Source organism: Flavobacterium aquidurense (assembly GCF_031458035.1).
Taxonomy (GTDB): domain Bacteria; phylum Bacteroidota; class Bacteroidia; order Flavobacteriales; family Flavobacteriaceae; genus Flavobacterium; species Flavobacterium aquidurense_C.
In genome coordinates this window covers 107,072-133,345 of sequence record NZ_JAVDXR010000012.1, presented here as the reverse complement: position 1 = coordinate 133,345, position 26,274 = coordinate 107,072, and the positions used below count along the sequence as shown (strand labels likewise).

Sequence of the window (26,274 nt, the reverse complement as noted above, 5' to 3'; positions counted from 1 at the left end):
TATCATTATGCAGCAATTTATAGTCAAAACAAAGTTATATTCCTGATATAATTTTTCCTTTCTTATCTTTGTACTTCATCATTAAAATCCCATTTTGAAAACGCTTCTTTTTAAAAATACTAAAATATCCTATACCGATTCAGGTGAGGGAAATGCAATCGTATTCCTTCATGGCTTTCTGGAAAACAAAAAAATGTGGCAGGAATATGTTAATTTTTTTTCCGAACAATTTCGCATTATCACAATTGATTTATTAGGTCACGGCGAATCAGATTGTTTAGGATATGTTCATACAATGGAAGATAATGCAAATGTTGTTCATGAAGTTTTGTTGGCATCAAATATTCGAAAAGCTATTATTTTAGGACATTCAATGGGAGGTTATGTTGGTTTGGCTTTCGCCGAATTATATCCGAAAAATATCAAAAAATTAATTTTATTAAATTCTACTTCAAAAGAAGACAGTGCAGAAAAAAAACTAAACCGAACTCGCGCCATTAAAGCGGTTAAACAAAATTATGTAAATTTTGTGAGTTTAGCGATTGCTAATTTGTTTAGTGAAAACAACAGAACAAGACTGGCTAATGAAATTGAAAAAGTGAAAAATGAAGCCTTAAAAACACCATTACAAGGAATTATAGCTTCACTCGAAGGAATGAAAATCAGAAAAGACCGAGAAAACCTTTTACAGGAAAACCTTTTTCCCGTTTTATTGATTTTAGGACAAAAAGATCCTGTTTTAAATTACGAAGAAAGCATTACGCAAATCGAAGATACAATTGCAGAACTTGTTACTTTTGAAGATGGCCATATGAGCCATATTGAAAATAAAGAAGAACTAAAAACTACTTTATTGGATTTTTTCAACAAATAAGACAATCCAAAAATCAAAAAAGACCATTTCAAAATATCGAAACGGCCTTTTTATCATTTGTGGGGGCAAAAAATCTTTATTCTAAAATATATCTTGATGCTGATGTGATTACTCTCATCAAACTGAATAAGTCCTCTTTACGAAGCGTCAAAGATATTTTAATAATTGTAATTGCTCAACGAACATTTGTTAAAAAATGGGCTATAATATCTCTCAGAATCACTTTTATTCATCCTATACATTTTGTTCGTTTTTAAAATATACTATACAATAAAATCTAACAAAAAGAGAATATTCTTTTAAGAATACAACAATAAGATTATGAAAATTCAATTAACAATCTGACACTTAAGGCCTTTTTTTTATTTGAAAGATAATTTCTGCCTTTTTAGAAAATACATTGTTGAATAAAACCTTAAAAATTGCTTTTTGAAAAACATAAAAAGTAAACATATTTTCGGAAATTTAAAACTCTAAATTGGGAAGTTTCATTAAAATATATAATTCCTATATAATTTTCTCTTCAAAAGGAATATTGACATCAAAGATTTCGTTTAACAGGATTACAATCTCGTTCAGATAATTATTCAAAATTTCTTTCGTAACCGTAATGTTCAATTCTTTTTCTTCTTTAAATCCAAAAGGCAAAAATCCGGATTTCAGGTTTTTAAATGAAATGATACCCACTTCAATTGGATATTCCCTGGCTTCCTTTTCAAACATAAACGCATACGCCAGAACCTGAATGATTTTGTCGTTTTTAAGCTCCTGCGTTAATCCGTTCCATGATTTCAACACTACGTTTGCTTTTTCGACTTTTCCAGTCTTATAATCGATGATTCTTATCTTTCCGTTGCGTAATTCAATTCTGTCGACATTTCCCTGAATTAAAACTGGAAACGGCAAACCAGGATGAGTTAATTCGCGCCCAAATGTCTTTTCCAAAGCGATAATTTGAATTGCATCACCGTTATTAATGGATTCCATTTCCATTTTTAGGAAATTTGAAACATTACGTTTCGCAACTTCGAAAGCCAAGAGATTTCGGCCTTTTTTAATTTCACCTTCTTTGTAAACCAATTTAAATTGCTTAAGCACTTCATCATCTAACAATTTGAAACAATTGAAAATATCATTTTCCGAAATAAACCTGCCAATAAAAGGTTCGTACAATGATTTTAAGGTTTCGTGAATAATCGTTCCGAGCGTATTCAAGGCGATGTTTTCTTCTACTTCCTCTACTTCCCTGATTCGAAGTATCTTTTGAAAATAAAAATCTATCGGATTTCGAATATAACTTGTCAATGCAGAAGGAGAAAAACCAGCAACAGCAATTTCTCTCAAACGCTCCATAACCGCTTCTGATTTCGGAACAACCATTGGCTGATATGCAGTTGTAGGCAAAACTGGATTATAGATATCAAAAGTTAAATTATGCTTTGGTTGTTTTTCGACTTCTAATTGCGTGATAAAACGGCTACGTTCACCAGCATCTAATCCATCATTTTCTGTGTTATATATTAGATAAATATTTTTGGCCCGCTGTAATAAGTGATAAAAATGATAGGTATAAATGGCATCTTTTTCCTTAAAAGTTGGCAATCCCAACTCTTTCTTTACATCATAAGGAATAAAAGAATTCTGGGATTTTCCAGCCGGAAATTTACCTTCATTCATCGATGTTACAATAACAGTATCAAAATCCAGCACACGACTTTCAAGAACACCCATGATTTGTAGTCCGCGAAGAGGCTCTCCTTCGAAAGAAACTTCAGCAACATCGATGACTTGTTTATAAATTGCATACAATGTATCAATATTATCGATGTGTTTGTGTTGCAAATAATAGTTGGTTAACTTATTAATGACTTTAAAAATCGCATAAACAAAAGTTTTAGCTATTTTCTCGTCTTCATTATCATTGCTAAAATTCTCTTTTATTAAAAGTAAAAGGCTGGAAATATTCTCAAGAACCGCTAATGCCCCATTTTCCCACTTTTGAAACAATAATAAAAATAGGTTTGACGAATTTTGACCAAGTTCAATTAATCTGTTATGCGTGATAAAAGTATAGTTATTTTCTTTGATAATCTTTACCAAATTATTAGCTCTAGCATAAGGCTCAACTAACGGATGAGTCAAAATATCCAAGACATCTTTATAATAAAAAACATAACTATCCCCTTTTCGTGAAAGCGCATTGGTATGCATTTTAAACAATTTAGCAATTAATATTTGCGATGGATTATTTTTGCTTGAATATCCCATTGTAATATTCAAAGCACCAACCGACGAAGGTAAAGCGTATAAAACCGGCATTAAAAGATTTTCTTCTCCAAGCACAATCGCAACTTTATCAAGTGACGAAATTTCGTTTTCTTTAATTATATTTTCAATAATACTACCCGTAAGTTTTGCTTGTCCGATGGTTTTTGGAGTTCCTATAACCTGGATGTTTTTAGATTGAGAAAAATCATCTACAATCCATTGAAAAGGATTTGTTTTATAATGTTTCCAATTTTCTTTAAACCGTCTCACAAAAAGACCAGCATCATGATAGGGATCATTTAAGAAAGTCTGATCAGCATCCCAATATATTTTAGCCTGATCCAAAGAAAGAAGATGTTGTACTATTTTCTCTTCGGCAGCATTTAGAGCATTAAATCCGGCAAAAATAAAAGTTCGATTTGAAATTGTGTTTGAAAAATGGTTCAAATTATTAACTGCTTCACGATATATGAGTCCTTGATAACCAATTGCTTTATTGAGCAAATGTTCGTAAAGAGAATTATAATATAAAGGCAGAAGTTTCCAAAAGTCAATATAGTTTTCTAAAAGCTTTGTTTTGTTTTCAACTTCAATTCCCCATTTCTTAATATCTTCAATATCTTTCAAATAAGATAAAACATGTAAAGGATCTAAAAGATAACGATCAATTTCATTAAAATCCTGCAATAGGGTTTTTGCCCAATTGGCAAACAATTCAAATGATTGTTGATTTTGTTTTTCAGTAACAGAAAGATAAACTTCATAAAATTCAAATAATAACTCAATTGAATCTACAGAACGAATAGAAGCTACGTCCTGAACAAAATCTTCAATACTTATAATTTGAGGCGAAAGAATCGTTTGAGAAGTTTCTTTTTTCAAAGCTTCAACCAAAAAGACTTTAGCTCTTTTATTAGGTAAAATTATAGTTGTATCAGCAAGTTTTGTAGAAAAATCCTGAATTATAATAGTTGCAATTTTTTCTAGAAAAGAAATATTTATCATTTGATAAAAATAAAAAAAGCCATTCAATTAAGAATGGCTTTTAGTATTTATTTAGAGAGTAAATTACAATTTACCTTCGTATTTAGAACCAATATGTCTAATTTCAGTTCTTCTGTTTTGTGCTTTACCCGCAGCAGTTTTGTTACTTGCAACTGGTTTAGACTCACCAAAACCTTGAGAAACTAAGTTATCAGCATTAACTCCTCTTTCGATTAAGCCATTCATTACTGCAGCAGCTCTATCTTCAGAAAGTTTTTGATTGAATTTTTCAGAACCATCACTATCTGTGTGTCCTTCAATGCTAAATTTAGCATTTGGATAGTTGATAAGGATTTGTTTGATTGCATCTAATCTAGCTTGAGTTTCTTTGTCTCCAGTTTTGAAAGTAGCTTTACCTGAGTTAAAGTAAACTGCTCTAGCTTGAACTTTAAGATCTTCTAAAGCTTCAGTAGTTACTTCAGGACAACCTCTGTTAGAAGCAGGACCGTAAACTGTAGGACAATCATCATCTTTATCTGCAACACCATCTTTATCAGCGTCTAAGAAAGGACAACCACCATTTTCTTTTGGACCAGCAACTGTAGGACATTTATCGTCTTTATCAGCGATTCCGTCTCCGTCAGTATCAGGACAACCTTTTAATGCAGCTAAACCAGCAACATCTGGACAAGCATCATCTTTATCAGCAATTCCGTCTCCGTCAGTATCAGGACATCCGTTTAATGCAGCTAAACCAAATACATCTGGACAAGCATCACTAGCGTCAACGATTCCGTCTCCGTCAGTATCAGGACAACCATTGAATTGTTTTAAACCAGCAACATCTGGACAAGCATCATCTTTGTCGTAGATTCCGTCTCCGTCAGTATCTTTACCTCCAAATTTGAAAGTAATACCTAAAGTGTGTTGGAAATGAGATGGAGTATCAATAACACCATTATAATCATTTCTTCCTGGAGGATCAGCTGGAGCAACTGCCCATTTGTAAGCTGTAGCTAAAGATAAACCAATTGCATCAGTAAACCAGAAAGTAACCCCTGCACCTGGATTAACAGTACCAAAACTATCATCTCCTAAGAAAACATAACCTCCACCAACAGATAACGAAGGATCGATTACTTTAGATTTGATTAATTCCTGGAAACTATATTTGATAGTAGCATCGATACCATAATACATCAAATCACCAGGATTTGACACATAGTTACCTCTACCATCTACGCCAGCATGATGCCAGTCAAAATAAACAGCTTTGTCAATTTTGTTTATAGATCCTTGTAAGCCTACAGAAAAACCGCTACCTACATATCTATTCACACCAATGTAAGATAAAGAAGGAAGAATATTCCAGTTGTCATTTGCAGCAAAAAGCTGAGAAAAGTGCTGATCAAAGAAACCATGTCCTGAACCAGAACTTGTTCTTGTATCAACGGCATTAACTCCAAAAGAGATAGCCCATGGATTGTTACTGTCTTGTGCGTGAGAACTTAAACCCATCACCATCATCACAGCAACTAAAAGTTTGTTAAGATGTTTCATACTTAATTTTTTTAATTACAATTTAGTTAATTACAGACAAAAGTAACACCAAAATTTTTAAATACAAAATGAAATGTTAAAAAAAACCTACAAAAATTATTTAAAATGGGAATTATATAACTTTTAACTTTTTTCCGACAACTTTAAATGCACTTATCGCCTTGTCTAGATGCTCTTTAGAGTGTGCAGCAGATAATTGAACCCTAATTCTTGCTTTTTCTTTTGGAACTACAGGAAAGAAAAATCCAATAACGTAAATTCCTTCTTTTAAAAGTTCATTTGCCATTGTCTGCGATAATTTTGCATCATATAACATAACTGGTACGATAGCAGAATCGCTATCGATGATATCAAAACCAGCTTTTTTCATTCCTTCTTTAAAATAATTAGTATTCCATTCTAATTTATCCCGTAAAGAAGTATCTTTCTCCAGCAATTCAAAAACTTTGATCGAAGCCCCAACAATAGCAGGAGCAAGTGAATTAGAAAACAGATATGGTCTTGAACGTTGGCGTAGTAACTCAATAATTTCTTTTTTCGCAGTTGTATATCCTCCCATGGCGCCTCCCAAAGCCTTACCTAATGTTCCGGTAATAATATCAACCCTCCCCATAACACCTTTTGCTTCTAGCGTACCTTTTCCAGTTGCACCAATAAATCCAGCAGCATGACATTCATCAACCATTACCATTGCATCATATTTATCAGCCAAATCACAAATTTTATCTAAAGGTGCCACAAGACCATCCATAGAAAAAACACCATCGGTAACAATCAGTTTAAAACGTGATCCAGATTCATTAGCTTTGATTAACTGTTGCTCTAAATCATCCATATTGCTGTTTTCATAGCGATAACGAGCCGCTTTACACAAACGAACTCCATCAATAATAGAGGCATGATTTAAACTATCAGAAATTATCGCGTCATTTTCTCCTAACAAAGGCTCAAAAACACCGCCGTTAGCATCAAAAGCTGCTGCGTAAAGAATAGTATCTTCTGTACCATAAAAATCCGCAATCTTTTTTTCTAATGTTTTATGAATATCTTGTGTCCCACAAATAAATCGTACTGAAGACATTCCAAAACCATGAGTATCCATTGTATCTTTAGCAGCTTGCACAACTTCAGGATGTGAAGAAAGACCTAAATAATTATTAGCACAGAAGTTCAAAACCTTTTCTCCTGTTGAGATGGTTATCTCTGCTCCCTGCTCTGACGTGATAATACGTTCTTTCTTAAAAATTCCACTTTCTTCGATTGTTTGCAATTCATTCTGCAAATACTCTTTAATTTTACCGTACATTTTTACTATGTTTAATATGTTAAAAATTAACAACTTACACTAATTAAGCTATTAACAACTGACTAATTTTTTCACAAATTTACTACATCGATTTCGTTTCCAATATACACCAATGCCCTTTTTAACACTTTGTATCCTAAATCTTCAATTGCATCCTGATATTCCTGAATTTGCTGCGCATATTTTGAATTAATTGCGCCTGTTTTATAATCCAGCAAATAGGCTTCTTGATTTTCAGTCAGAACAATTCGGTCTGGCTTCAGGATTCGCCCTTCTTTCTGAACTATAGTTTGTTCTGTCAGGACATTATTTTTTCCATCAAAACAAATACTCAATTCAGGATGGGTCACTATTTCGTAAATTGTCTTTAAAACCTTATCCGTCTGATCAAAAGTAATCAAACCATTTTCGATTGCTTTTGTCACAGCCAGTTCAACATCAGATTTATCTTTTACAAAAGCCAAAATTTCGTGAATAACATTTCCATAAGAAATCGCTTCCTGCTGATGTGTTCCCCACATTAAAGATTCTTTTTGAGCGATTTTTATATTTTTTGGATTTAAAACTTCTGAAACGACTGGAATCTCCTTCACTAAATCCACGGTTTTATTTGATGTTGAAAGCTTGGTTCTATTCCCAAATTCATATTCCAATTTCTCAGGATCATAAACTCCTGTATGCATCAGATATTTAATAAAAAAAGAGGCCATATTATTTGGAAATTCTCCGTCCTTCTTTTCTTTAACAGTTTGAGAAATAACATACAACTGTTCTTCCGCACGTGTTAACGCAACGTACAAAACGTTGATATTATCAAGTAATTCTTCTTGCTTTTTCAGATTAAAAACCATTGAAGCACTTTCGCCAAAACCTTCGACAGCACTACTATTATCGATCAAAGCTTTAGGAACACCTAAATCAGCATCTTCAGCGTCAAGCCATAATTTATCTTTGGGTTTTCGATTATAATCTTCCTCCGCAAAAGGCATGATTACAACCGGAAATTCCAAGCCTTTTGACTTATGAATGGTCATAATGCGGACAGCATTATTCCCCTCTGGAGATGGAATACTAAATTTAGCTGCGTTTTTATCCCAGTACTCCAGAAAATCAGCAATTCCTGCCTGATTTCTAATATCACGTTCTAAAACAATATCAAGAAAAAACTGCACATAAGCATTTCCTTCTGAAGACAGCATAAATTTAGAAATGATAATCTCCACCGCTTCGTACAACGATTTTTTCCGAATATCTTCAAAAGAAAGCGACACATCAAAACTTAAGAGCCATTTTTCAAAATCATTTTCAATTCTTTGCGACATTCCCGCAGCTATGAAATCATGAATTGGCATCTCAACTTTTTTTGTACTTGCCAGGAAATGAAGAAAATTAGCCTTCGCTTCTAAATTGATACTATTGTTCAGATATTTTAGCAAATGAATAATTAGGCGCACTTCCGTAGCATTCTGAATCATTAATGTTTCTGATGATAAAAGCGGAATATTTTGTTCGGTTAAATAATTCGCAATCGCAATTCCCTGGTCTCTTTTTCGAGTTAAAATCACAATGTCCTTATACTCAAAACCTTCGCGAAGCACTTTCTGAATCGTATTTAAAGTCGCCAAAACATACAAATCAGATTTTTCGACTACCTCTTCTTCATCGGCAAATTCATTTTTTTCAATTATAGGAAGAAATGAAATGTTTACATATCCGCCTTTCTTGGAATTTGAGTTCTGAAAACTGTGATTTTCATATAAATCTTTATAATCTTCATTAGTAAATTCAGCCGAAATCAACTTAAAAAATGCGTTATTAAATTCAATTACTTCACTATAACTTCGGAAATTTATATCTAAATGTTTTACTTTTTTATCTTTATTACTAAATGGATTTTCTTCCCAATTATATGGATTCACCTCTTTACCTAATTCAATAAACTGCTCCGCTTTCCCACCACGCCAACGATAAATAGACTGTTTAGGATCACCAACAATCATTAGCGTTCCTTTATTTCCAAAATCGTCCTGACCAGAAAGTGCATTATCAATTAGAGGAATTAAATTTTGCCACTGCATCTCAGAAGTATCCTGAAATTCATCAATAAAAAAATGGCGATATCGCTCTCCTAAACGCTCGTAAATAAAAGGCGCCGGCTGATTCTGAATTTCACGATGGATAATTGCATTAAATTCGGAAATAGACAAAATATTTTGTTCGGATTGAATTTTAGCCAACTCGTTACTAACCGTATTTAGCAAGGACAGCGGCGTTATATTTTTTAGAAAAGCCTTGTAAAAATCTCGTTTTTCAAAATTCTTATAGATTTTATCTAAAGTCTGAAGTAATTCGGGAATAATATTTTCAATCAACGCTCGGTCTTGCGCAGTTTTATTAATTGCAATATCATCAAATTCATGAAAAGTCTTGTTTCTCGGATTGAATTTTCCTTCACGAATACTTTCTAAATGATTTGGAAAAGTTCCTCTTGAAAACGATTTTAAATCGATAGCATTTTTATCAATTAAAGAAAGAGCTTCAATTGCTAAATCAGTATTTTCTTTTTCCAAATCGGCACATAAAACCGACATTTTCTTTTTTATGACAACAAATTCTTCAATCGATTTATCGTGAAAATGCAAAATCTCATTTCGATTGTTTTCATTTAAAACCAATCTTCCTGTTTCCAGAATTTCACGCGAAACGTCCCAACTTTTGTCATCGTCGGTTTTTTCCATCGTAAAATCGATCAGTAATTTTGTCAAAGTTTCATCAAGTCCGGCTTGTGCAATAATGGCGTCAACTGCTTCTACCAATAAATTTTCGGTATCTAAAGTTACCTCAAAAGTCATTGGCAAATTTAAATCGTGAGCAAAGGCGCGTATTACCTTGTGCGTGAATTTATCAATAGTAGAAATATCAAATGCAGCATAATTGTGAATTAAATGCTTGATTATATTTTGAGATTTTATTTTGATTTTAATAACTGAAAGTCCGGTTTCACGAGATAAATCTTCCATTAAATCCATGGCTTTCGCCGAAGGTTCGTCTTTGGTAAATTCAGATAAACTCCCAACGATACGGCTTTTCATTTCGTGAACGGCTTTGTTGGTAAAAGTGATTGCTAAAATATTACGATAAGCATCATTTTTAGGAGAAGAAAGGATAATTTTCAAATATTCTTTGACCAAAGTATAAGTCTTTCCTGAACCTGCCGATGCATCATAAATAGAGAAAGACGGACTTTGCATAAGTTTGGTTTTTTAGTATTGTAAAAATAGCACAATAATATATCAAATCCCAATAATGCAAAATTCCAAATTCCAATATCCGCTTGGAGTAAATGAAAATTCCAATAAGGTGAAATTCCAAATTCCAAATATCTTTATGCAAAAATAGAAATTCCAAATTCCAATATATGCTGCTCTGAAAGCTTCAAATAATTGGAATTTGGAATTTTACTTTATTGGAATTTTAAATAATTATGCAGTTTTAGGAAATGCTCTTTTATTAAAAACCAGCAAAATACCAACTCCTGTAGAAATCGCCATATCGGCAACGTTAAAGATGGCATTGAAAAACATAAAGTGCTTTCCACCAAAAACAGGCAGCCAAGTTGGCAGATTACCTTCCCAAATTGGAAAATAAAACATATCTACCACTAAACCGTGAAACCAGGTTCCGTATGGCTCAGGCGAAAAAAGTGTTGCTAAATTATTAGTACTGTCATCAAAAATTACCCCGTAGAAAACAGAATCTAATATATTTCCGGCAGCACCTGCGAATATTAACGCAATCGCCACGATCAAATAATTAGAATGACGTTTTTTGATGGTATCGGCTAACCAATATCCAATTCCGAAAACGGCAAAAATTCTAAAAACTGTCAAAATTAATTTTCCGTATTCTCCGGGAATTTTTGTTCCCCAGGCCATTCCTTCATTTTCAATAAAATGGATTTTGAACCAACTAAAAACAGGATATTCATCACCCAATATAAAATTAGTTTTTACATAAATTTTTGAAATCTGATCAACAAGTAAAACAAGAAATATAAGGAGATACGCTTTTCGTAATGACATTTTATAAATTTTTGATGGGCAAAAGTAACAATTTAATCAAAAAAAACGCCCCTAATCGGAGCGTTAATTTCAATTAAATATGTTTTATCGTTGCAAATTCTTAGCTTCGATACTCATAGTAGCATGAGGAACGATTTTAAGCCTTTCTTTGCTTATTAACTTACCTGTTACTTTACAGATACCGTATGTTTTATTTTCAACACGGAATAATGCGTTTTTTAGATCGCGTATAAACTTTTCCTGTCTGATAGCCAACTGTGAGTTCGCTTCTTTTGACATCGTTTCGCTTCCTTCTTCAAATGCTTTAAAAGTTGGAGAAGTATCATCTGTTCCGTTATTCAAATCATTCATGTAAGCACTTTTAATTAAATCCAGATCGGCTTGTGCTTTTTGTATTTTATTTTGAATTATTTCTTTGAACTCTGCCAAATCAGCATCAGAGTATCTTGTAATTTCATCTATCATGGTACTTATATTATTTGGAAATTAATAGCATTGTTTTAATATCATCAAATTCAATTTCCGTGCCGTTTTCTAAAGCGTCCACAAAAACCAAATTTTCTGTTAATGTCTCAGACTTAATATAGTCTTCATTTTTCAGAATTGCCTCTTCTAAAAGACCATTTCTTTTTAATTGAACCTTAATCTTATCGGTAACCTCAAATCCAGAATCTTTACGGATATTTTGAATTCTGTTTACCAACTCTCTTGCGATTCCTTCATTTTTCAATTCTTCAGAGATTGTAATATCAAGCGCAACCGTAATTTCGTTTGAATTTGCAACCAGCCAACCTTCAATATCCTGCGATGTTATTTCGACGTCTTCTAATGATAAAGTTACATTATTTCCAGCAATAACAATATCTAGCGTTCCCTGCTTGTCCAGCTGGTTAATCTGATCTGCCGAAAATCCTTGTATTTCTTTGGAAATCAGACCCATATCTTTTCCAAAACGTGGCCCTAAAGTCTTAAAATTAGGCTTAATTTGTTTCACCAAAATATCTGAATCATCATCCAAAAGTACAATTTCTTTAACGTTTACTTCGGCTTTTACAAGCTCAGAAATAGCTTCAATTTCAGCTCTCTGATTCTCGTCAAGTACCGGAATCATTACCTTTTGCAAAGGTTGACGTACCTTGATCATCTCCTTTTTACGAAGCGATAAAACCAAAGATGAGATGGTTTGCGCCTTCTGCATTTTGCTCTCTAACGTTTTATTAACAAAGTTTTCGACAAATTTTGGGAACTCAGCCAAGTGAACACTGCTATATTGCTCAGATCCTGTAGAACTCGTTAAATCTCGGTACAATTTATCCATGAAAAATGGAGCGATCGGAGCGCTTAATTTGCTTATCGTTAATAAACAAGTATAAAGCGTTTGATAAGCCGCGATTTTATCATGAGCATATTCGCCTTTCCAGAAACGACGACGACATAAACGAACATACCAGTTACTTAAGTTTTCCTGAACGAAGTCAGAAATAGCTCTTGCTGCTTTCGTAGGCTCATAATCTTCATAACACTCATCAACAAATTTGATTAAAGAATGTAATTCAGAGATAATCCACTGATCGATTTCAGGTCTTTCATTTAACGGAATTTCCGCTTCAGCGTATTTAAACCCATCGATGTTGGCATATAACGAAAAGAAAGAGTAAGTGTTGTATAAAGTTCCGAAGAATTTACGGCGAACCTCAGCAATTCCTTCAATATCAAATTTTAAGTTGTCCCACGGATTTGCGTTAGAAATCATGTACCAACGTGTGGCATCAGGACCATATTCTGCAATTGTTTCAAAAGGATCTGTCGCGTTTCCTAAACGTTTCGACATTTTTTGTCCGTTTTTATCCAAAACTAAACCGTTCGAAACTACATTTTTATACGCTACTTTATCAAAAACCAAAGTTCCGATAGCATGTAAAGTATAAAACCAACCACGAGTCTGATCGACACCTTCGGCGATAAAATTCGCAGGAAAATCTTTATTCTCGTCAATTTTATCTTTATTCTCAAAAGGATAATGCCACTGGGCGTAAGGCATTGCTCCTGAATCAAACCAAACATCAATTAAATCGCTCTCACGTTTCATTGGCTGGCCTGAAGCCGAAACTAAAGTAATTTGATCCACTACATTTTTATGTAAATCGATTAAATCATAATTGGTTTCAGACATATTTCCGATTTCAAAACCTTTGAAAGGATTTTCTTTTTGAAAACCAGCTTCGATAGATTTTTCGATCGCATTGTACAATTCTTCAACAGAACCAATAAGAACTTCTTCTTTTTTATCTTCTGTTCTCCAAATTGGCAACGGAATACCCCAATATCTAGAACGAGATAAGTTCCAGTCGTTGGCATTTTTCAACCAATTTCCAAAACGTCCTTCACCAGTAGACTTAGGCTTCCAATTGATAGTTTCGTTCAGGTCGAACATTCTATCTTTTACATCGGTCACTTTAATGAACCAAGAGTCTAGTGGATAATATAATAACGGCTCATCAGTTCTCCAACTGTGTGGATAACTATGCACGTATTTTTCAACCTTAAAGGCTTTATTTTCTTCTTTTAATCGAATAGCAATTTCAACATCAACAGAACGCTCTGGCGCCTGACCTGCATCATAATATTCGTTTTTTACATATTTACCAGCCAAATCACCTAAATGTGAAGTGAATTTTCCTTGTAAATCTACTAACGGAACTGCAGTTCCATTTTCATCTAAAACCAACATTGGCGGTATTTCCGGCTTTGCTTCTTTTGCAACTTTAGCATCATCAGCACCAAAAGTCGGAGCCGTATGCACCACTCCTGTTCCATCTTCTGTAGTAACAAAATCTCCGGCGATTACTCTAAATGCATTTTCAGCATTTTGATAAGGCAATACGTATGGCAATAATTGCTCGTAACGGATTTCAACTAAATCAGCGCCTTTAGCTTCTGCTAATATTTTGTACGGAAGCTGTTTATCTCCATTTTTAACTTTTTCGAAATCGGCATCATCTTCACTTGCAAAAAATCCTTTTCCGAATTGTTTTCCAACTAAATTTTTAGCTAAAACAACATTGATTGGCTCAAAAGTATATTGATTGAAAGTTTTTACTAAAACATAATCGATTTTTGGTCCAACTGTCAAAGCGGTATTCGAAGGTAACGTCCATGGCGTTGTCGTCCATGCTAAGATGTGAATATCTCCAAAACCTTTTAAAAAGCTTGGCAAAGTTTCCGGCAAAGTTTTGAATTGCGCTACGATCGTAGTATCTGTAACATCTCTGTAAGCTCCCGGTTGATTTACTTCGTGAGAAGACAATCCTGTTCCGGCTTTTGGAGAGTAAGGCTGAATTGTATATCCTTTATATAACAAACCTTTATCGTAGATTTGTTTCAAAAGCCACCAAACAGACTCCATATATTTTGGTTTATAAGTCACATACGGATCTTCCATATCTACCCAATATCCCATTTTTTCGGTCAAATCATTCCATACGTCGGTATAACGCATTACGGTTTTTTTACACGCTTCGTTATATTCTTCGATAGAAATTGTTTTACCAATATCTTCTTTTGTAATTCCAAGTTCTTTCTCAGTACCTAATTCTACAGGCAAACCGTGCGTATCCCAACCGGCTTTTCTTTTTACCTGAAAACCTTTTTGAGTTTTATATCTGCAAAAAATATCTTTAATTGCACGCGCCATCACGTGGTGAATTCCCGGTAATCCGTTTGCTGAAGGCGGACCTTCAAAAAATACGTAAGGCTCTGCACCTTCGCGAGTAGTTACACTCTTTTCAAATATATTTTCTTTCTTCCAAAAGTCAAGTACTTCTGACGCTACTGTTGGCAAGTCAAGTCCTTTGTATTCAGTAAATTTTGTGCTCATTTTATCCTTTTCTTAAACGAGGTGCGAAAGTAAGGAATTTTGAGGAAAATAGATAAAAGATGATAGAAAAAAGAGCAAAATCAGGTAGTTTTCCGTAGAATTTTTAAGAAATTTTAACCTTTTACCCTATTTTAGAGAAAACTTTCAAAAAAATGAACCCGAATTTGGATTATTTTGATTTTCATTCAAATAAAAACGAAATCAAAAACAAGGTAAAAAAAAACTACAGCAGTACACTGTAGTTTTAAATTTATTAGTTTCAATTAAAATTAATTACACATATCCAAAGCCTCAACAAATGTTCTTAAAGAATTTATATTGTTTTGAAACTCCTTATTATTCGCCCTTGCAGCTAACTTCGGACAAGAATCTGCCAGCTCTATAAATTTCCCTCTTGGATTCATTTGCCAACCCACTGAATTTGTAGAATATCCCTGAGGTGCACTATTCTTTTTTACAATAACTTCACCGGTATAATATTGATAAATAGAAACTGTTTTTCCGTTTAATACTTCTCTCACAAATTTAGCGCTAACTTCTGCGCCCGATTGTGTTCCTAGTTTAAAAGGAATTACAGTAAAAAAATCTCTTTCGTTAACAGTCATTTTCGAAACCTGATCTGCAAAATAAGTTCTGAATGAATAATTATGCACGCCTTTGTCATCAGGAATGCTTATTGCGATTTTTTGATCTAAATTATCAATATCAGTATTTTTTGTATAGCCTGTAATCGTTTCATTCGTCGACAAAACGAGTGTCACTGCACTAAACTGCGGATCATTTTTGAGCGAATAAGCAGCATCGAAATTAATTTTTTCCGTTTTTGGTTTTTCAACCTTCACAGCAACATCCATATGCCTGGTGTTAACCTGATTAATTGCAAACGATTTTCTTAATTCGTCATTTCTTCTCTTTATATATTTCCCATCCCCGGCATCGTAATCATTAGCAATTAATTTGTCGCACCAAATATCTGATTCGTCAGGCATGTCTAAATAATAATAAATTGTAGCTAAATTGTAGTAAGCACCATACCTAAGTTTCTTATCTGGTTTTTCGACTGAAGTAAATTTTTTGTCAATTTCTTCAAAATACTTAATCGTGGTTTGCAACTCTGTAAGCATTGGAGCCACAGGTTCATTGTATTTCATAAAATCAAAAATACCTTTAGTTTCAGCAAAAGCGTTATTATTACTGTCAAATTCCGGGTGCTTTTTAGAGGCTAAAATCCACAAATTATCTGTAGTATTGTATATTCTGAAGCCATAATTACGATTAACTTTATTACCAAACTTGTTCGCGAAATCTCCAATATAATCGTTGCGCATAATACGTGAAAAATTATACAGATAATCGTTAGCATCTTTGTATTCTGAAAAAATAGGACTCGTTTTAGTGTAGGATTCCTTAAATTCCTCTGAATCATTTAAAGAAGGATCCTCAGCACATGTAACTACTACTCTTCCTTCCCCTTTATAAGCAACCACAACTTTATAAGTTCGCTCTATTGTCTCTACTCCTTTTGAGTTTTTAACTTTGTTTTCAATCGTTTTAACCTCACTTGAAACAATTTCAGGATTTTGTAAATAAGTTGCAATTGCTAAATATCCTTTTGTCGCTAATGGTCTAAAACCATCTATTTTAATAATATTATCTATATCATCTTCGGCGTCATCATAATTCAAACCTTTCGCAGCATTCAACACTACCGTATAGGTTCTTTTTGTCTTGTCGACAACTGGTTTTGGCGGCAAAATCACATAAGACAGGTTAAGATAAAATTTATCTAAATTAACCGATTGGGAAAAAGCAGGTAGTACTAAAGTAAGCAGTAAAAAAGTAATTATTCTTTTCATAAAGATTTGGTTTTGGTGTCCAAATATATGAAATTCAGTTTCTCTTTATGAAAAAATTTCTTTCAAAATTTCTAAAGATTTTGGCTTTTTAAATCCGTCCAAATGAAAGCTATAATAATCAATCAGAATCTTGAGCAGTATTTGTCTTTCTAAGACATGAAATATTTTCTGACTGTTTTCAAACCTCAGATCAATCAGTATTTTAAACAAATTTGTTTCATGTTCTGTGAGGGAATTTACTCCATGAAAATGAACAAAAACTCCTTCAATCATATCAAAATAAGGCAAATCACTTTCGGAAATATCCGGATAAAAACCTAAATATTTTGTTGCTTCCAAAAGTAAAATCAAATGAAAATTCGAAACCTCATCATGATGATCCAGCCAGGTTAAGGCGGTTTCTAAAAAGACAAAAAGCGATTCGTTTTTTTCTTCTTCCTGAATCGAATAATGGAGCATTTCTGAAAGAAACATTACGATGGTACTTTTTACAACATCGGTATGAATAGTTTGAAAAGCAACTGCGGTTTTTATCTCTTTAAAATTTTCTAATGTTCCTTTATTCTTATGAACTGCTTCGATTTCTAAAATCGAAAAAGGCTGAAAATAAGCGATTTTTTGGCTCGTTTTCCGGCTCGAAAAAGCATCACGCACAAAATAAGACTTGAGTCCGTTTGAAAGCGTGAAGCATTTTACAATCAGGCTTTTTTCCTGAAATTTTAATGCCGAAATTACTATTGCTTTGGTTTTAACTAACACTTCTGGATTATTAGATATTTAGACTGCTTAGATGTTAGACTGCTTAGATGTTAATGTAAAAAAATTATCAAATTATCAAATTATCAAATTATCAAATTATCAAATTATCTAATTATCTAATTATCTAATTATCTAATTATCTAATTATCATAACTTTTTTGACCTTCGTTTCTCCCCCATCCTGAGCAGAAATAAAGATCATATAGACACCTGAAGCTACTTTATATCGTCCAAAAGCAGTTGTATCCCATTCGATTGTTCCGCCCTCAGAAGTAGTTTCGTAAACCAAATTACCTTCAATATCTGTAATTTTAATATTGGCTTTGTCTAATAGTCCGGCAACTTTTACGGTTCCGCTATAAGTTGGACGCACCGGGTTTGGATACACATATACATTATTTAAATCTTCATTAGCAGCTGTCGAAGTTCCTTTAAAAGAAATCATTCCTTTATTTGTTGCAATGAAAACTTCTCCAGTAGCACTATTTATTTTAATATCATTTATAGCGTTACTTGGCAATGGTGAATTATTGATCGTAAAATGATATTTAGTTTCCTGACCGTTTGAAGATACCATAAAAACTCCTGAATCTGAGGTTCCAATCCATTTATTATTAGCTCCGTCCACCACAATTGAAGTGATAAATTGCTCGTAAAGCAATTCCTGAGCTAAATTATTTTCTGTAATAATAATCGGATTTGCCTTTAACTGATTATCACTTTGAAAACTACTAACATTAGACAAAACTCTCAATCCTTTTGTAGTTCCTATCCAAAGTTGGTTTTTAGTGTCGATTGCTATCGATCTTACATCTGCAATTGGCAAATTTCCTGTATCGGCTCCGAATGTCATCTTCTTAAACTTGTTCGTTGTGTCATCAAAACCAACAACACCGTCCCGATTGGTCGCAATCCATTTTACGCTATTTCTATCAATAACTAGATTCGCATAACTCGAAGCTTCCGCATTATCTAAAATAGAAGTCATTGCGTAACTTCCCCACTGTCCGTTGGTTTTCAAAACTTTCAATCCGTTTTTTATACGACTATTGGTAATCCATAAATTTCCTGTTTTATCAAAAGCAGTTCCATTAATACGGACATCAAAATAATTTGGTCCTTCCGTTGTAATCGATTCTAAGCCACTATTTTTTTCATTGTATAAAAAATTCGGAACATCTTCTTCAATTTTCAACAAACCTGAGAAAAATGAACTCGCATAAATTTGTTTTTCGTTTTTTGGATTTACAATAATACGCGTCATCGATTTTGCATCAAAAACATCTTCATAGGAAATGTTTAACCAGCCCGAGGTATCATATTTACTAACACCATAACCATCTAAAGGATAAGGATTATAGAATAAATCATAATCACCATAAACTGTCCAGAGCACATTTGACGTTACATCTAATGAAAAAATATTATTTCGGGCTGGGCCAGTTGGCGTATTGTTTTCGAAAACACCATTACTTGATAGTGAAGACGAAAACAATCCTTTTTCTTTTGTTCCAATGTAAACTACATTACCAACAGCAGTTGCAGAAGTAAAATTAATTGTATTATCCAGAACCTGAGTATTTGAAATCTGACGACTTAAAATCATTTGATTATTATAAACATAAACCGAATTAGGAATTGTAATAAACAAATTATGATTTCTTGCCCGCATGTCTACTGAAGGCTGAGGCAATTGAAAAAAAACAACGAAAATAGCCGAATTGAATCTATGAATATATCCTACAGAATTAATTGCAATAAGCTCTGTATCTAATGTTTCAACACTTGTCCAATCGCCAGAATTTACAACGGACCATTGACTAAAATCATTTAAATTTGGACTCGTACTATCTGCTTTTCTAATTCCGCTTGAAGTTGCCGCGTAAATAAATCCATTGAAAAATGCAGTTTGTTTTACGCTGATTTCTGCACCGTTGTCACCAATAAAATAAGTATCACCAAATTGCAAGGTAGTTAAATTGAATTGCACAATTCCGAAATCACATGAAACATAAACCAATCCGTTATGCTCCATAAAATGATTTATTCTTTTTAGATTTGGCGCCAATTGTTTGTTGATGATATCGACTACTTTCAGCATACTCCCATCAGTTTCATTGATTACGATCATCAAACCGTTTTCATATCCAACGATCGTTTTCTTAAAGGCTTCACTATAATATACAGCAGAAATAGTCTGTCCCGAAAGTCCGTCAACTGTAGTAGTTGTTTTAACAGCGTTTGTTCCGGCATTTTTAGAAAACAAAGCATTTTCTGAAGCTGCGTAAACTGTTGTTGAAGACTCTGAAATATCTTTGATTTCGTTAAACGAAAAATAACCTTGCCAGGACAATTTATTCTGGGCAAAACTAAATTGCGTTACAAGTAAAAACAAAATATAGAGAAACCTTTTCTTCATTATGGATGATTGAGAAAGACAAATATACTACAAACGAAAATATTTGAATTTTGTTCTTTTACAAATTAAAGATTTTAGATTGAGGAGTAACGATTTTTGATTTTAGATTTATTTCATAATTGGGCATAAAATCTGTGGTAATCTGTGGCAAAAAAACATTTTCTTTCTATTATAGATTCGCCACGAATTCACAAATATTTTTATTCATCTTTAAGAAAATAATAATCCGTGAATTCGTGGCGAAAAACAAAAAGTCTTCATCTTACTTTTTAGGACAGATGAAGACTTCTTAAATTTTTGATTTATTATTACACTACACCCTGCGCAAGCATTGCATCGGCAACTTTAACAAATCCGGCAATGTTCGCTCCTTTTACGTAGTTTACATATCCATCTTCACCAACCCCGTATTTTTTACATTGATTGTGAATTCCAACCATAATGTCTTTCAATCTTAAATCAACTTCTTCACTTGTCCAGTTCAGACGAATTGAATTTTGTGTCATTTCAAGTCCAGATGCAGCAACACCACCAGCGTTCGCCGCTTTTCCTGGAGCAAATAATACTTTGTTATCTAAGAACAATTTGATTGCATCTAATGTAGATGGCATATTTGCAGCTTCAGTAACGCATAAAACACCATTATCAATTAGTTTTTGAGCATCTTCACCATTTAATTCATTTTGAGTAGCACATGGAATTGCAATATCAACTTTTACCTCCCATGGACTTTTTCCTTTATGAAAAACAGCATTTGGATATTTCTCCAAATATTTTTCTGCTCTATTATCTCCACTAGCTCTCATTTCAAGCATGTGATCTATTTTTTCTCCAAAAATTCCTTCTTCATCATAAATATAACCATCAGGACCGGAAATAGTCAATACTTTTCCGCCTAATTCATTTATTTTTAGCGCCACTCCCCAAGCCACATTTCCGAATCCTGAAATTGCAACATTTTTACCTTTAATCTCATGTCCGATTGTACGTAACATTTGATCTGTAAAATAAACAACTCCGTATCCTGTAGCTTCAGGTCTGATTAAAGAACCTCCATAAGCAATTCCTTTACCGGTTAAAACACCCGTAAATTCATTTCTGATTCTTTTATATTGACCAAATAAATATCCAATTTCTCTTGCACCAACACCAATATCTCCAGCCGGCACATCTAAATCAGGACCAATATGACGGCATAATTCCGTCATAAACGATTGACAGAAACGCATTACCTCTCCATCGGATTTTCCTTCGGGATCAAAATCAGAACCTCCTTTTCCACCACCCATTGGAAGTGTTGTCAAACTGTTTTTAAACACCTGCTCAAAAGCCAGGAATTTTAAAACGGATAAGTTTACTGAATGGTGAAACCTAATTCCACCCTTATAAGGTCCGATTGCTGAATTCATTTGAATTCTAAAACCTCTGTTTACAATTATTTCTCCTTTATCATCAACCCAAGGAACTCTAAATATTATAGAACGTTCCGGTTCAGCAATTCTAAGAAGTAAATTTTTTCCATGATATTTTTTTCGTTCTGCAATAAATGGAATTACCGTTTCTGCAAATTCTCTAACGGCTTGAAGAAACTCTGGCTCGTTTGGATTTTTAGACTCTACAAGAGCCATAAATTCATTTATTTTATGTTCCATTTTTAAATAAATTATTCAGGTAAATTATTATATTTTTCGTTCGATTAAATAAGAAAATACATTTAAGAAAACGTTTTCGTTTCGACATACAAAGATATAACAAAATGCGAATCGATTGTTATTTTTTTTAGCCATAACTGATGAATTGTGTATTTTTCAAACATTCCTGAAAATAGCATTTTACACTTCTTAATTTACATCAAAAGAACCTACTTAAAGTTAACAAATTAAGTGTTTCGCTACTTATTTTTTAACAGAGTAAACATATTATTTTGAATCGTTACTGAATTTTATATATTTGTCATGATTAGAAAGCCAAAAACATGATTAAACCTATAATACTCAGCATCTTTGCCCTCATAGGAATCTCAACAAAAGCTACAGCACAATTTAGATTTGCGCAAGAAGTAGGAATAATATTAGGACCCATAGCTTTTCAGTCTGATTATGGGGAAAGGAATGATTCTGAAACGAATGTAAAGAATACAGGCTTTGGAGTAGGATTAGTTCACTTCATGAATTTTTCTAATCTTAATAATCACGAAACTTTTTTTACCGAGCATTTTAAAGTAAGGTCAGAGGTATCTCTTAGTCAAACCAATTTAGAACATTTCGGAGAATGGGTTCAGGGAAATCCAAATAAATTAGGAACTAAGCAACTAAAAGCAATGACCGGAAAAACAACTGTGGCTGGACTTGGAGCCCAGTTAGAATTTTCTCCTATTCCAATACATAGATTTGAAAATAACACAGGAAGCTTTAGTCCTTATATGAGTTTAGGATTTCTGGTTAGTTATTACTCAGCAAAAGTAGGCTCAAGTCTTGGACCTTTAGGAAATCCGTTAACAACTTATCCTAAATATTTGGTTCCTTCAGATGGTCGTCAATATGGATTTTCAAATGAAACTGGTGTCGTTTTATCAGCAACAGCAGGTTTAGGTGTTCATTACAAATTAACAACAATGAGTGATCTGATGCTCGAAGGACGTTTTCAGTCTTTTAGTTCTGATTGGGTTGATGGTTTGAATCCGAATAAAAAGATTTTTAAAGAAAACAAAGCTAAAGACTGGCAGGTATGGTTTAATGTTGGCTATATTATGTACTTAGAATATTAAGGAAAATCTCAAAATATAAAATCCCAAATTCCAAAATGATTAAAATTGGAATTTGGGATTTTTTTTATTTTGGAATTTATCTTTTTATGCTAAAGCCTGTTCGATATCAGCAATCAAGTCTTCGGCATCTTCAATACCAACGCTCAATCGGACCAAATCATCAGTAATACCAACCTCTGCTCTTTTATCCGCCGGAATAGAAGCGTGTGTCATTAACGCTGGATGATTCGCCAGAGATTCAACTCCCCCTAAAGATTCTGCTAAAGTGAATACTTTTAATTTCTCTAAAAATGCAATTGAATCTTCTTTTTTGCCTGACGCAAAAGTAAAAGAAACCATTCCTCCAAAAGCTTTCATTTGTTTTTTAGCAATTTCATGAAACGGGTGACTTGCTAATCCTGGATAATAAACCGTTTTTATTTTTGGATGTTTCGTTAAATATTCTACTACTTTTTCTCCGTTTTCACAATGTCTCTGAACTCGCAATGAAAGTGTTTTAATTCCCCTTAAAACCAAGAAACTATCCATTGGACCTAATGTTGCTCCCGTTGCAAATTGTTGAAAATGCAATTGATCTCCCAAAGCTTCATCTTTTACAATTAAAGCTCCGGCAATAACATCAGAATGTCCGCCTAAATATTTTGTTGCTGAATGCATTACAATATCTGCTCCCAGATCAAGTGGTTTTTGCAAGTATGGTGTTGCAAAAGTATTATCTACCGCAAGCCAAATTTTATGTTCCTTCGTTATTTTTGAAATTTCAGCAATATCAGCCAATTTCATTAATGGATTCGTTGGTGTTTCTACCCAAATCAATTTTGTATTTTCATTGATTAATGATTTCAATTTTGCAATATCCGTCATATCTACAAAGTGAAATTTAATTCCTGAATCTTTATAAATTCTGGAAAACATTCTATAAGTTCCACCGTATAAATCATCCATTGCGATGACTTCATCACCGGCTTTAAAACCTCTCAAAATACAATCTGTAGCTGCTAATCCTGATGAAAAAGCCAGTCCTCGAGTACCATTTTCAATACTGGCCAAAGCATTTTCCAAGGCCGTACGTGTTGGATTTGCAGCTCTGCTATATTCATAATCTCCCAAAGGCTGCCCCGGACTTGTCTGAATATATGTTGAAGTTTGATAAACCGGAGGCATAACTGCTCCCGTACTTGGATCATGATGTTGACCACCATGTATTACTTTAGTATTGAATTTCATATAATTACAATTTTTAAACGCTATTACAATGTACAAATTTACCGTTTAATTTATTCAAATACGGACACAACTTCTTACCTTTATATATAATTAACACTTTTTGATATGAAATCGCACTAACTAAAGCTTTGTAAAGCAAAAACCTATAATTAAAATGCGATACCATATATGACCTAACAAATAACCTTACATATATGAAACATTATACTTTTTTAGTCTTTTTGTTTTTAATATTTATTAGTTGTAGCAAAGAGCTTTCATTTGAAAATGAAACATTCGAAAAAAAATCTAAGATTCCCTGCAAAACGGATTGTCCTCAAATTAGAATTGACATTCCGGTTGCTAAAAATATTCCAATTGTCGCAGACAGTATCAACAAGAAAATCTTTTCTGTAATAAAAGAAATTGTTTACTTCGGAGAAAAGCCTCTAAAATCTAACGATTACAATATGCTGGCAACTTCGTTTATCGCTTCATATGAAGAAATGCACAAAAAATTTCCACAAGAAACATATGGATGGGAAGGTAAAATTAAGGGGAATGTCGAATTTAGATCAGATCAAATTATAAATATCAAAATTGATCATTACACTTTTACTGGCGGTGCGCATGGTTACCAGGGTTTTCGTTCTCTATTGTTTAATGCTAAAACAGGAAAAACCATTTTTTCAGGCCAGATTTTTAAAAACGAAAAAGAGTTTAAGGCTTTCGCCGAAAAAGCATTTCGGGAAAAATATAAAATCCCTGCAAAATCAAATATAAATGCTACAGGCCTCATGTTTGAAAATGATAAATTTCAATTGCCTCAAAATATATTTTATACAGAAGAAGGCTTGCTTTTATATTACAACTCCTATGAAGCCGCATCTTATGCTGATGGTCCAAAAGAAATCATTTTCCCGTATGATGAAATCAATAAATATTTAGTTTATCAATGATAAAAAAAGAGATTATTTGCACAAAGCATTTTCTAAATTTCCAGAAAAACCATAAGTTAGACGCACTGCTGTGCGCCTCTACGGAAAACCTTTGTCGCTTTGAACCTTAGTTACTTTGCACCTTCCTGAAAATCATATTTCATTTTCCTCAAAATCCTCAAAGCCTCTTTAAAAGACAAATACACCTGTGGAAAAGGTTTCAACAGCAATTTTGAATCTATTAGTTTTTGTTTGGCTTCATCAAAACCATTTAAATAACAAATCATAAAGGTCGAAGGAAGATTTTCGAGATCAATCATCTCACGTTGGGTGAGGCTAAATCCCTTTTGTATTTTTTGAAGTAATGCCATATTCGAATTATAAATATGATACAGCATTTTTCGATTGAATTCCGGCGGCTGAAAAAGCATTTGGCGGTCAATTTTGTAATAACCGTTATCAAAAAAACGAATAGTTTGCTCTTCTAAAGGATAATAACTCGTTTTGTCATTTAACCCTAGCGGAACATATTCGGTAATCGTGAAACTGTCATCATCAAAAACAATCGTGACAACATCCTGAGCCGAATAAAAAAGTTTAATTTGCTCGTTGATCAATTCTATATCAACTCGTGAAAGAAAGGTTTTATCCCGGGATTTTTTAGGAACTCCCGCCCAGCAAATCACAAATAATTCTTTAAAAACATGATATTTCGGCGACATATCTTTATGCCTGAAATTCATAAAATCAATAACACCATCCAAAGTGTACTGAATACTATTTCTGGAACTATTTTCGATGCCAATAACCGTTTCAGTGTTCTGATAATTCTTCTCGACTTCACCTTCAATCGGAACCGAATTACTGCCGCGCCTAATGAAAACACTATTCGCTACAATCGTATGAATGCCTTTTTTGAAATACGAAATTTTGCTTTTGGGTTTAATAGTAACCAACCCGATTACTTTATCTTTTGGAAGATTTGGAAAAGGCACATTTTCATACTGAATTTTAGGTGGATTTTCTAAAAACGCATTTACCAGGTTCTGAATTCTACTATCATCGAAGAAATCATCCCCGACAATTTCATTATCCTGATCTTCAACACCAACCACGATATAAGAATTATTGGTTGGGTTAGAATTTGATAACGCGCAAATGTGTTTCAGGAACTTTCCTTTTCCTTCGCGTGTATGCAAATTCAACTGCCTTTTTTTGTCATAAAAACTGCTCTCATCATTATGAGCGAGCAGATTTTTTATTAAAAGACGTTTGTTGATCATTGTTTTTAGACTTCTTAGATGTTAGATTTTTAGATTTCTTAGACTGTGACTTTTAGATTTTAGACTCCTTAGATTTTTGGATTACAAAAATTTAA

At 33.3% G+C, this 26,274-nt stretch carries 16 protein-coding genes; 3 read left to right on the top strand and 13 right to left on the bottom strand.

The features are described from left to right. Positions 1–94 precede the first annotated feature (94 nt). Positions 95–874 carry an alpha/beta fold hydrolase gene (locus tag J2X17_RS17245; protein ID WP_310300804.1) on the top strand — a complete coding sequence of 260 codons (780 nt, stop codon included), beginning with the start codon at positions 95–97 and terminating at the stop codon, positions 872–874. 507 nt (positions 875–1,381) lie between these two features. Here the strand turns inward: J2X17_RS17245 and J2X17_RS17240 are convergent. From J2X17_RS17240 to gdhA, 11 genes are all read right to left on the bottom strand, one after another. Next, complete coding sequence (locus tag J2X17_RS17240) at positions 1,382–4,147, bottom strand: PD-(D/E)XK nuclease family protein (RefSeq protein WP_310300801.1); 2,766 nt, start codon at positions 4,145–4,147, stop codon at positions 1,382–1,384. A gap of 63 nt (positions 4,148–4,210) precedes the next feature. Beyond that, on the bottom strand, positions 4,211–5,686 hold the full coding sequence (locus tag J2X17_RS17235) for an OmpA family protein (protein WP_310300799.1): 1,476 nt from the start codon (positions 5,684–5,686) through the stop codon (positions 4,211–4,213). A gap of 112 nt (positions 5,687–5,798) precedes the next feature. Continuing rightward, the gene (gene kbl, locus J2X17_RS17230; protein WP_310300797.1) at positions 5,799–6,992 is read right to left on the bottom strand and encodes a glycine C-acetyltransferase; all 1,194 of its coding nucleotides are present in this window, start codon (positions 6,990–6,992) and stop codon (positions 5,799–5,801) included. A 71-nt stretch (positions 6,993–7,063) separates the two neighbouring features. Then, positions 7,064–10,243 carry a UvrD-helicase domain-containing protein gene (locus J2X17_RS17225; protein WP_310300794.1) on the bottom strand — a complete coding sequence of 1,060 codons (3,180 nt, stop codon included), beginning with the start codon at positions 10,241–10,243 and terminating at the stop codon, positions 7,064–7,066. A gap of 231 nt (positions 10,244–10,474) precedes the next feature. After that, positions 10,475–11,074: a lipoprotein signal peptidase gene (locus tag J2X17_RS17220; RefSeq protein ID WP_310300792.1), complete on the bottom strand. Its 600-nt coding sequence runs from the start codon at positions 11,072–11,074 to the stop codon at positions 10,475–10,477. Positions 11,075–11,158: 84 nt separating this feature from the next. Beyond that, complete coding sequence (locus J2X17_RS17215) at positions 11,159–11,539, bottom strand: TraR/DksA family transcriptional regulator (RefSeq protein WP_026983623.1); 381 nt, start codon at positions 11,537–11,539, stop codon at positions 11,159–11,161. A 10-nt stretch (positions 11,540–11,549) separates the two neighbouring features. Then, positions 11,550–14,951: an isoleucine--tRNA ligase gene (gene ileS / locus J2X17_RS17210; protein ID WP_310300787.1), complete on the bottom strand. Its 3,402-nt coding sequence runs from the start codon at positions 14,949–14,951 to the stop codon at positions 11,550–11,552. Positions 14,952–15,220: 269 nt separating this feature from the next. Then, the gene (locus J2X17_RS17205) at positions 15,221–16,807 is read right to left on the bottom strand and encodes a hypothetical protein (RefSeq protein ID WP_310300785.1); all 1,587 of its coding nucleotides are present in this window, start codon (positions 16,805–16,807) and stop codon (positions 15,221–15,223) included. 45 nt (positions 16,808–16,852) lie between these two features. Then, positions 16,853–17,566, bottom strand: coding sequence for a DNA repair protein RecO (gene recO / locus J2X17_RS17200; protein WP_310300782.1), 714 nt, complete (start codon positions 17,564–17,566; stop codon positions 16,853–16,855). 136 nt (positions 17,567–17,702) lie between these two features. Beyond that, complete coding sequence (gene porZ, locus J2X17_RS17195) at positions 17,703–19,985, bottom strand: type IX secretion system anionic LPS delivery protein PorZ (RefSeq protein ID WP_310300779.1); 2,283 nt, start codon at positions 19,983–19,985, stop codon at positions 17,703–17,705. A 308-nt stretch (positions 19,986–20,293) separates the two neighbouring features. Further along, positions 20,294–21,637 (bottom strand): NADP-specific glutamate dehydrogenase, encoded by a 1,344-nt coding sequence (gdhA, locus tag J2X17_RS17190; RefSeq protein ID WP_310300776.1) that lies wholly within the window; start codon positions 21,635–21,637, stop codon positions 20,294–20,296. Between the two features lie 323 nt (positions 21,638–21,960). Between gdhA and J2X17_RS17185 the strand changes: the two genes are divergently transcribed. After that, a complete protein-coding gene (locus J2X17_RS17185) occupies positions 21,961–22,752 on the top strand; it encodes a THC0290_0291 family protein (RefSeq protein WP_310300775.1) in 792 nt (263 codons plus the stop codon). An 84-nt stretch (positions 22,753–22,836) separates the two neighbouring features. On the opposite strand, the gene J2X17_RS17180 is transcribed toward J2X17_RS17185, so the two are convergent. Continuing rightward, on the bottom strand, positions 22,837–23,979 hold the full coding sequence (locus J2X17_RS17180; RefSeq protein WP_310300773.1) for a cystathionine gamma-synthase: 1,143 nt from the start codon (positions 23,977–23,979) through the stop codon (positions 22,837–22,839). A 194-nt stretch (positions 23,980–24,173) separates the two neighbouring features. On the opposite strand from J2X17_RS17180, the gene J2X17_RS17175 reads away from it, so the two are divergent. After that, positions 24,174–24,917: a DUF3298 and DUF4163 domain-containing protein gene (locus tag J2X17_RS17175; protein ID WP_310300770.1), complete on the top strand. Its 744-nt coding sequence runs from the start codon at positions 24,174–24,176 to the stop codon at positions 24,915–24,917. Between the two features lie 110 nt (positions 24,918–25,027). On the opposite strand, the gene J2X17_RS17170 is transcribed toward J2X17_RS17175, so the two are convergent. Next, the gene (locus J2X17_RS17170) at positions 25,028–26,179 is read right to left on the bottom strand and encodes an ATP-binding protein (RefSeq protein ID WP_310300766.1); all 1,152 of its coding nucleotides are present in this window, start codon (positions 26,177–26,179) and stop codon (positions 25,028–25,030) included. Between the last annotated feature and the right edge of the window lie 95 nt (positions 26,180–26,274).

Bases quoted from the DNA above. Each gene is read 5' to 3' on its own strand.
- J2X17_RS17235 (WP_310300799.1), bottom strand. From the start codon at position 5,686: ATGAAACATCTTAACAAACTTTTAGTTGCTGTGATGATGGTGATGGGT.
- J2X17_RS17225 (WP_310300794.1), bottom strand. From the start codon at position 10,243: ATGCAAAGTCCGTCTTTCTCTATTTATGATGCATCGGCAGGTTCAGGA.
- J2X17_RS17185 (WP_310300775.1), top strand. From the start codon at position 21,961: ATGATTAAACCTATAATACTCAGCATCTTTGCCCTCATAGGAATCTCA.
- kbl (WP_310300797.1), bottom strand. From the start codon at position 6,992: ATGTACGGTAAAATTAAAGAGTATTTGCAGAATGAATTGCAAACAATC.
- gdhA (WP_310300776.1), bottom strand. From the start codon at position 21,637: ATGGAACATAAAATAAATGAATTTATGGCTCTTGTAGAGTCTAAAAAT.
- J2X17_RS17175 (WP_310300770.1), top strand. From the start codon at position 24,174: ATGAAACATTATACTTTTTTAGTCTTTTTGTTTTTAATATTTATTAGT.
- J2X17_RS17220 (WP_310300792.1), bottom strand. From the start codon at position 11,074: ATGTCATTACGAAAAGCGTATCTCCTTATATTTCTTGTTTTACTTGTT.
- J2X17_RS17205 (WP_310300785.1), bottom strand. From the start codon at position 16,807: ATGAAAAGAATAATTACTTTTTTACTGCTTACTTTAGTACTACCTGCT.
- porZ (WP_310300779.1), bottom strand. From the start codon at position 19,985: ATGAAGAAAAGGTTTCTCTATATTTTGTTTTTACTTGTAACGCAATTT.
- J2X17_RS17240 (WP_310300801.1), bottom strand. From the start codon at position 4,147: ATGATAAATATTTCTTTTCTAGAAAAAATTGCAACTATTATAATTCAG.
- J2X17_RS17170 (WP_310300766.1), bottom strand. From the start codon at position 26,179: ATGATCAACAAACGTCTTTTAATAAAAAATCTGCTCGCTCATAATGAT.
- ileS (WP_310300787.1), bottom strand. From the start codon at position 14,951: ATGAGCACAAAATTTACTGAATACAAAGGACTTGACTTGCCAACAGTA.
- J2X17_RS17215 (WP_026983623.1), bottom strand. From the start codon at position 11,539: ATGATAGATGAAATTACAAGATACTCTGATGCTGATTTGGCAGAGTTC.
- J2X17_RS17180 (WP_310300773.1), bottom strand. From the start codon at position 23,979: ATGAAATTCAATACTAAAGTAATACATGGTGGTCAACATCATGATCCA.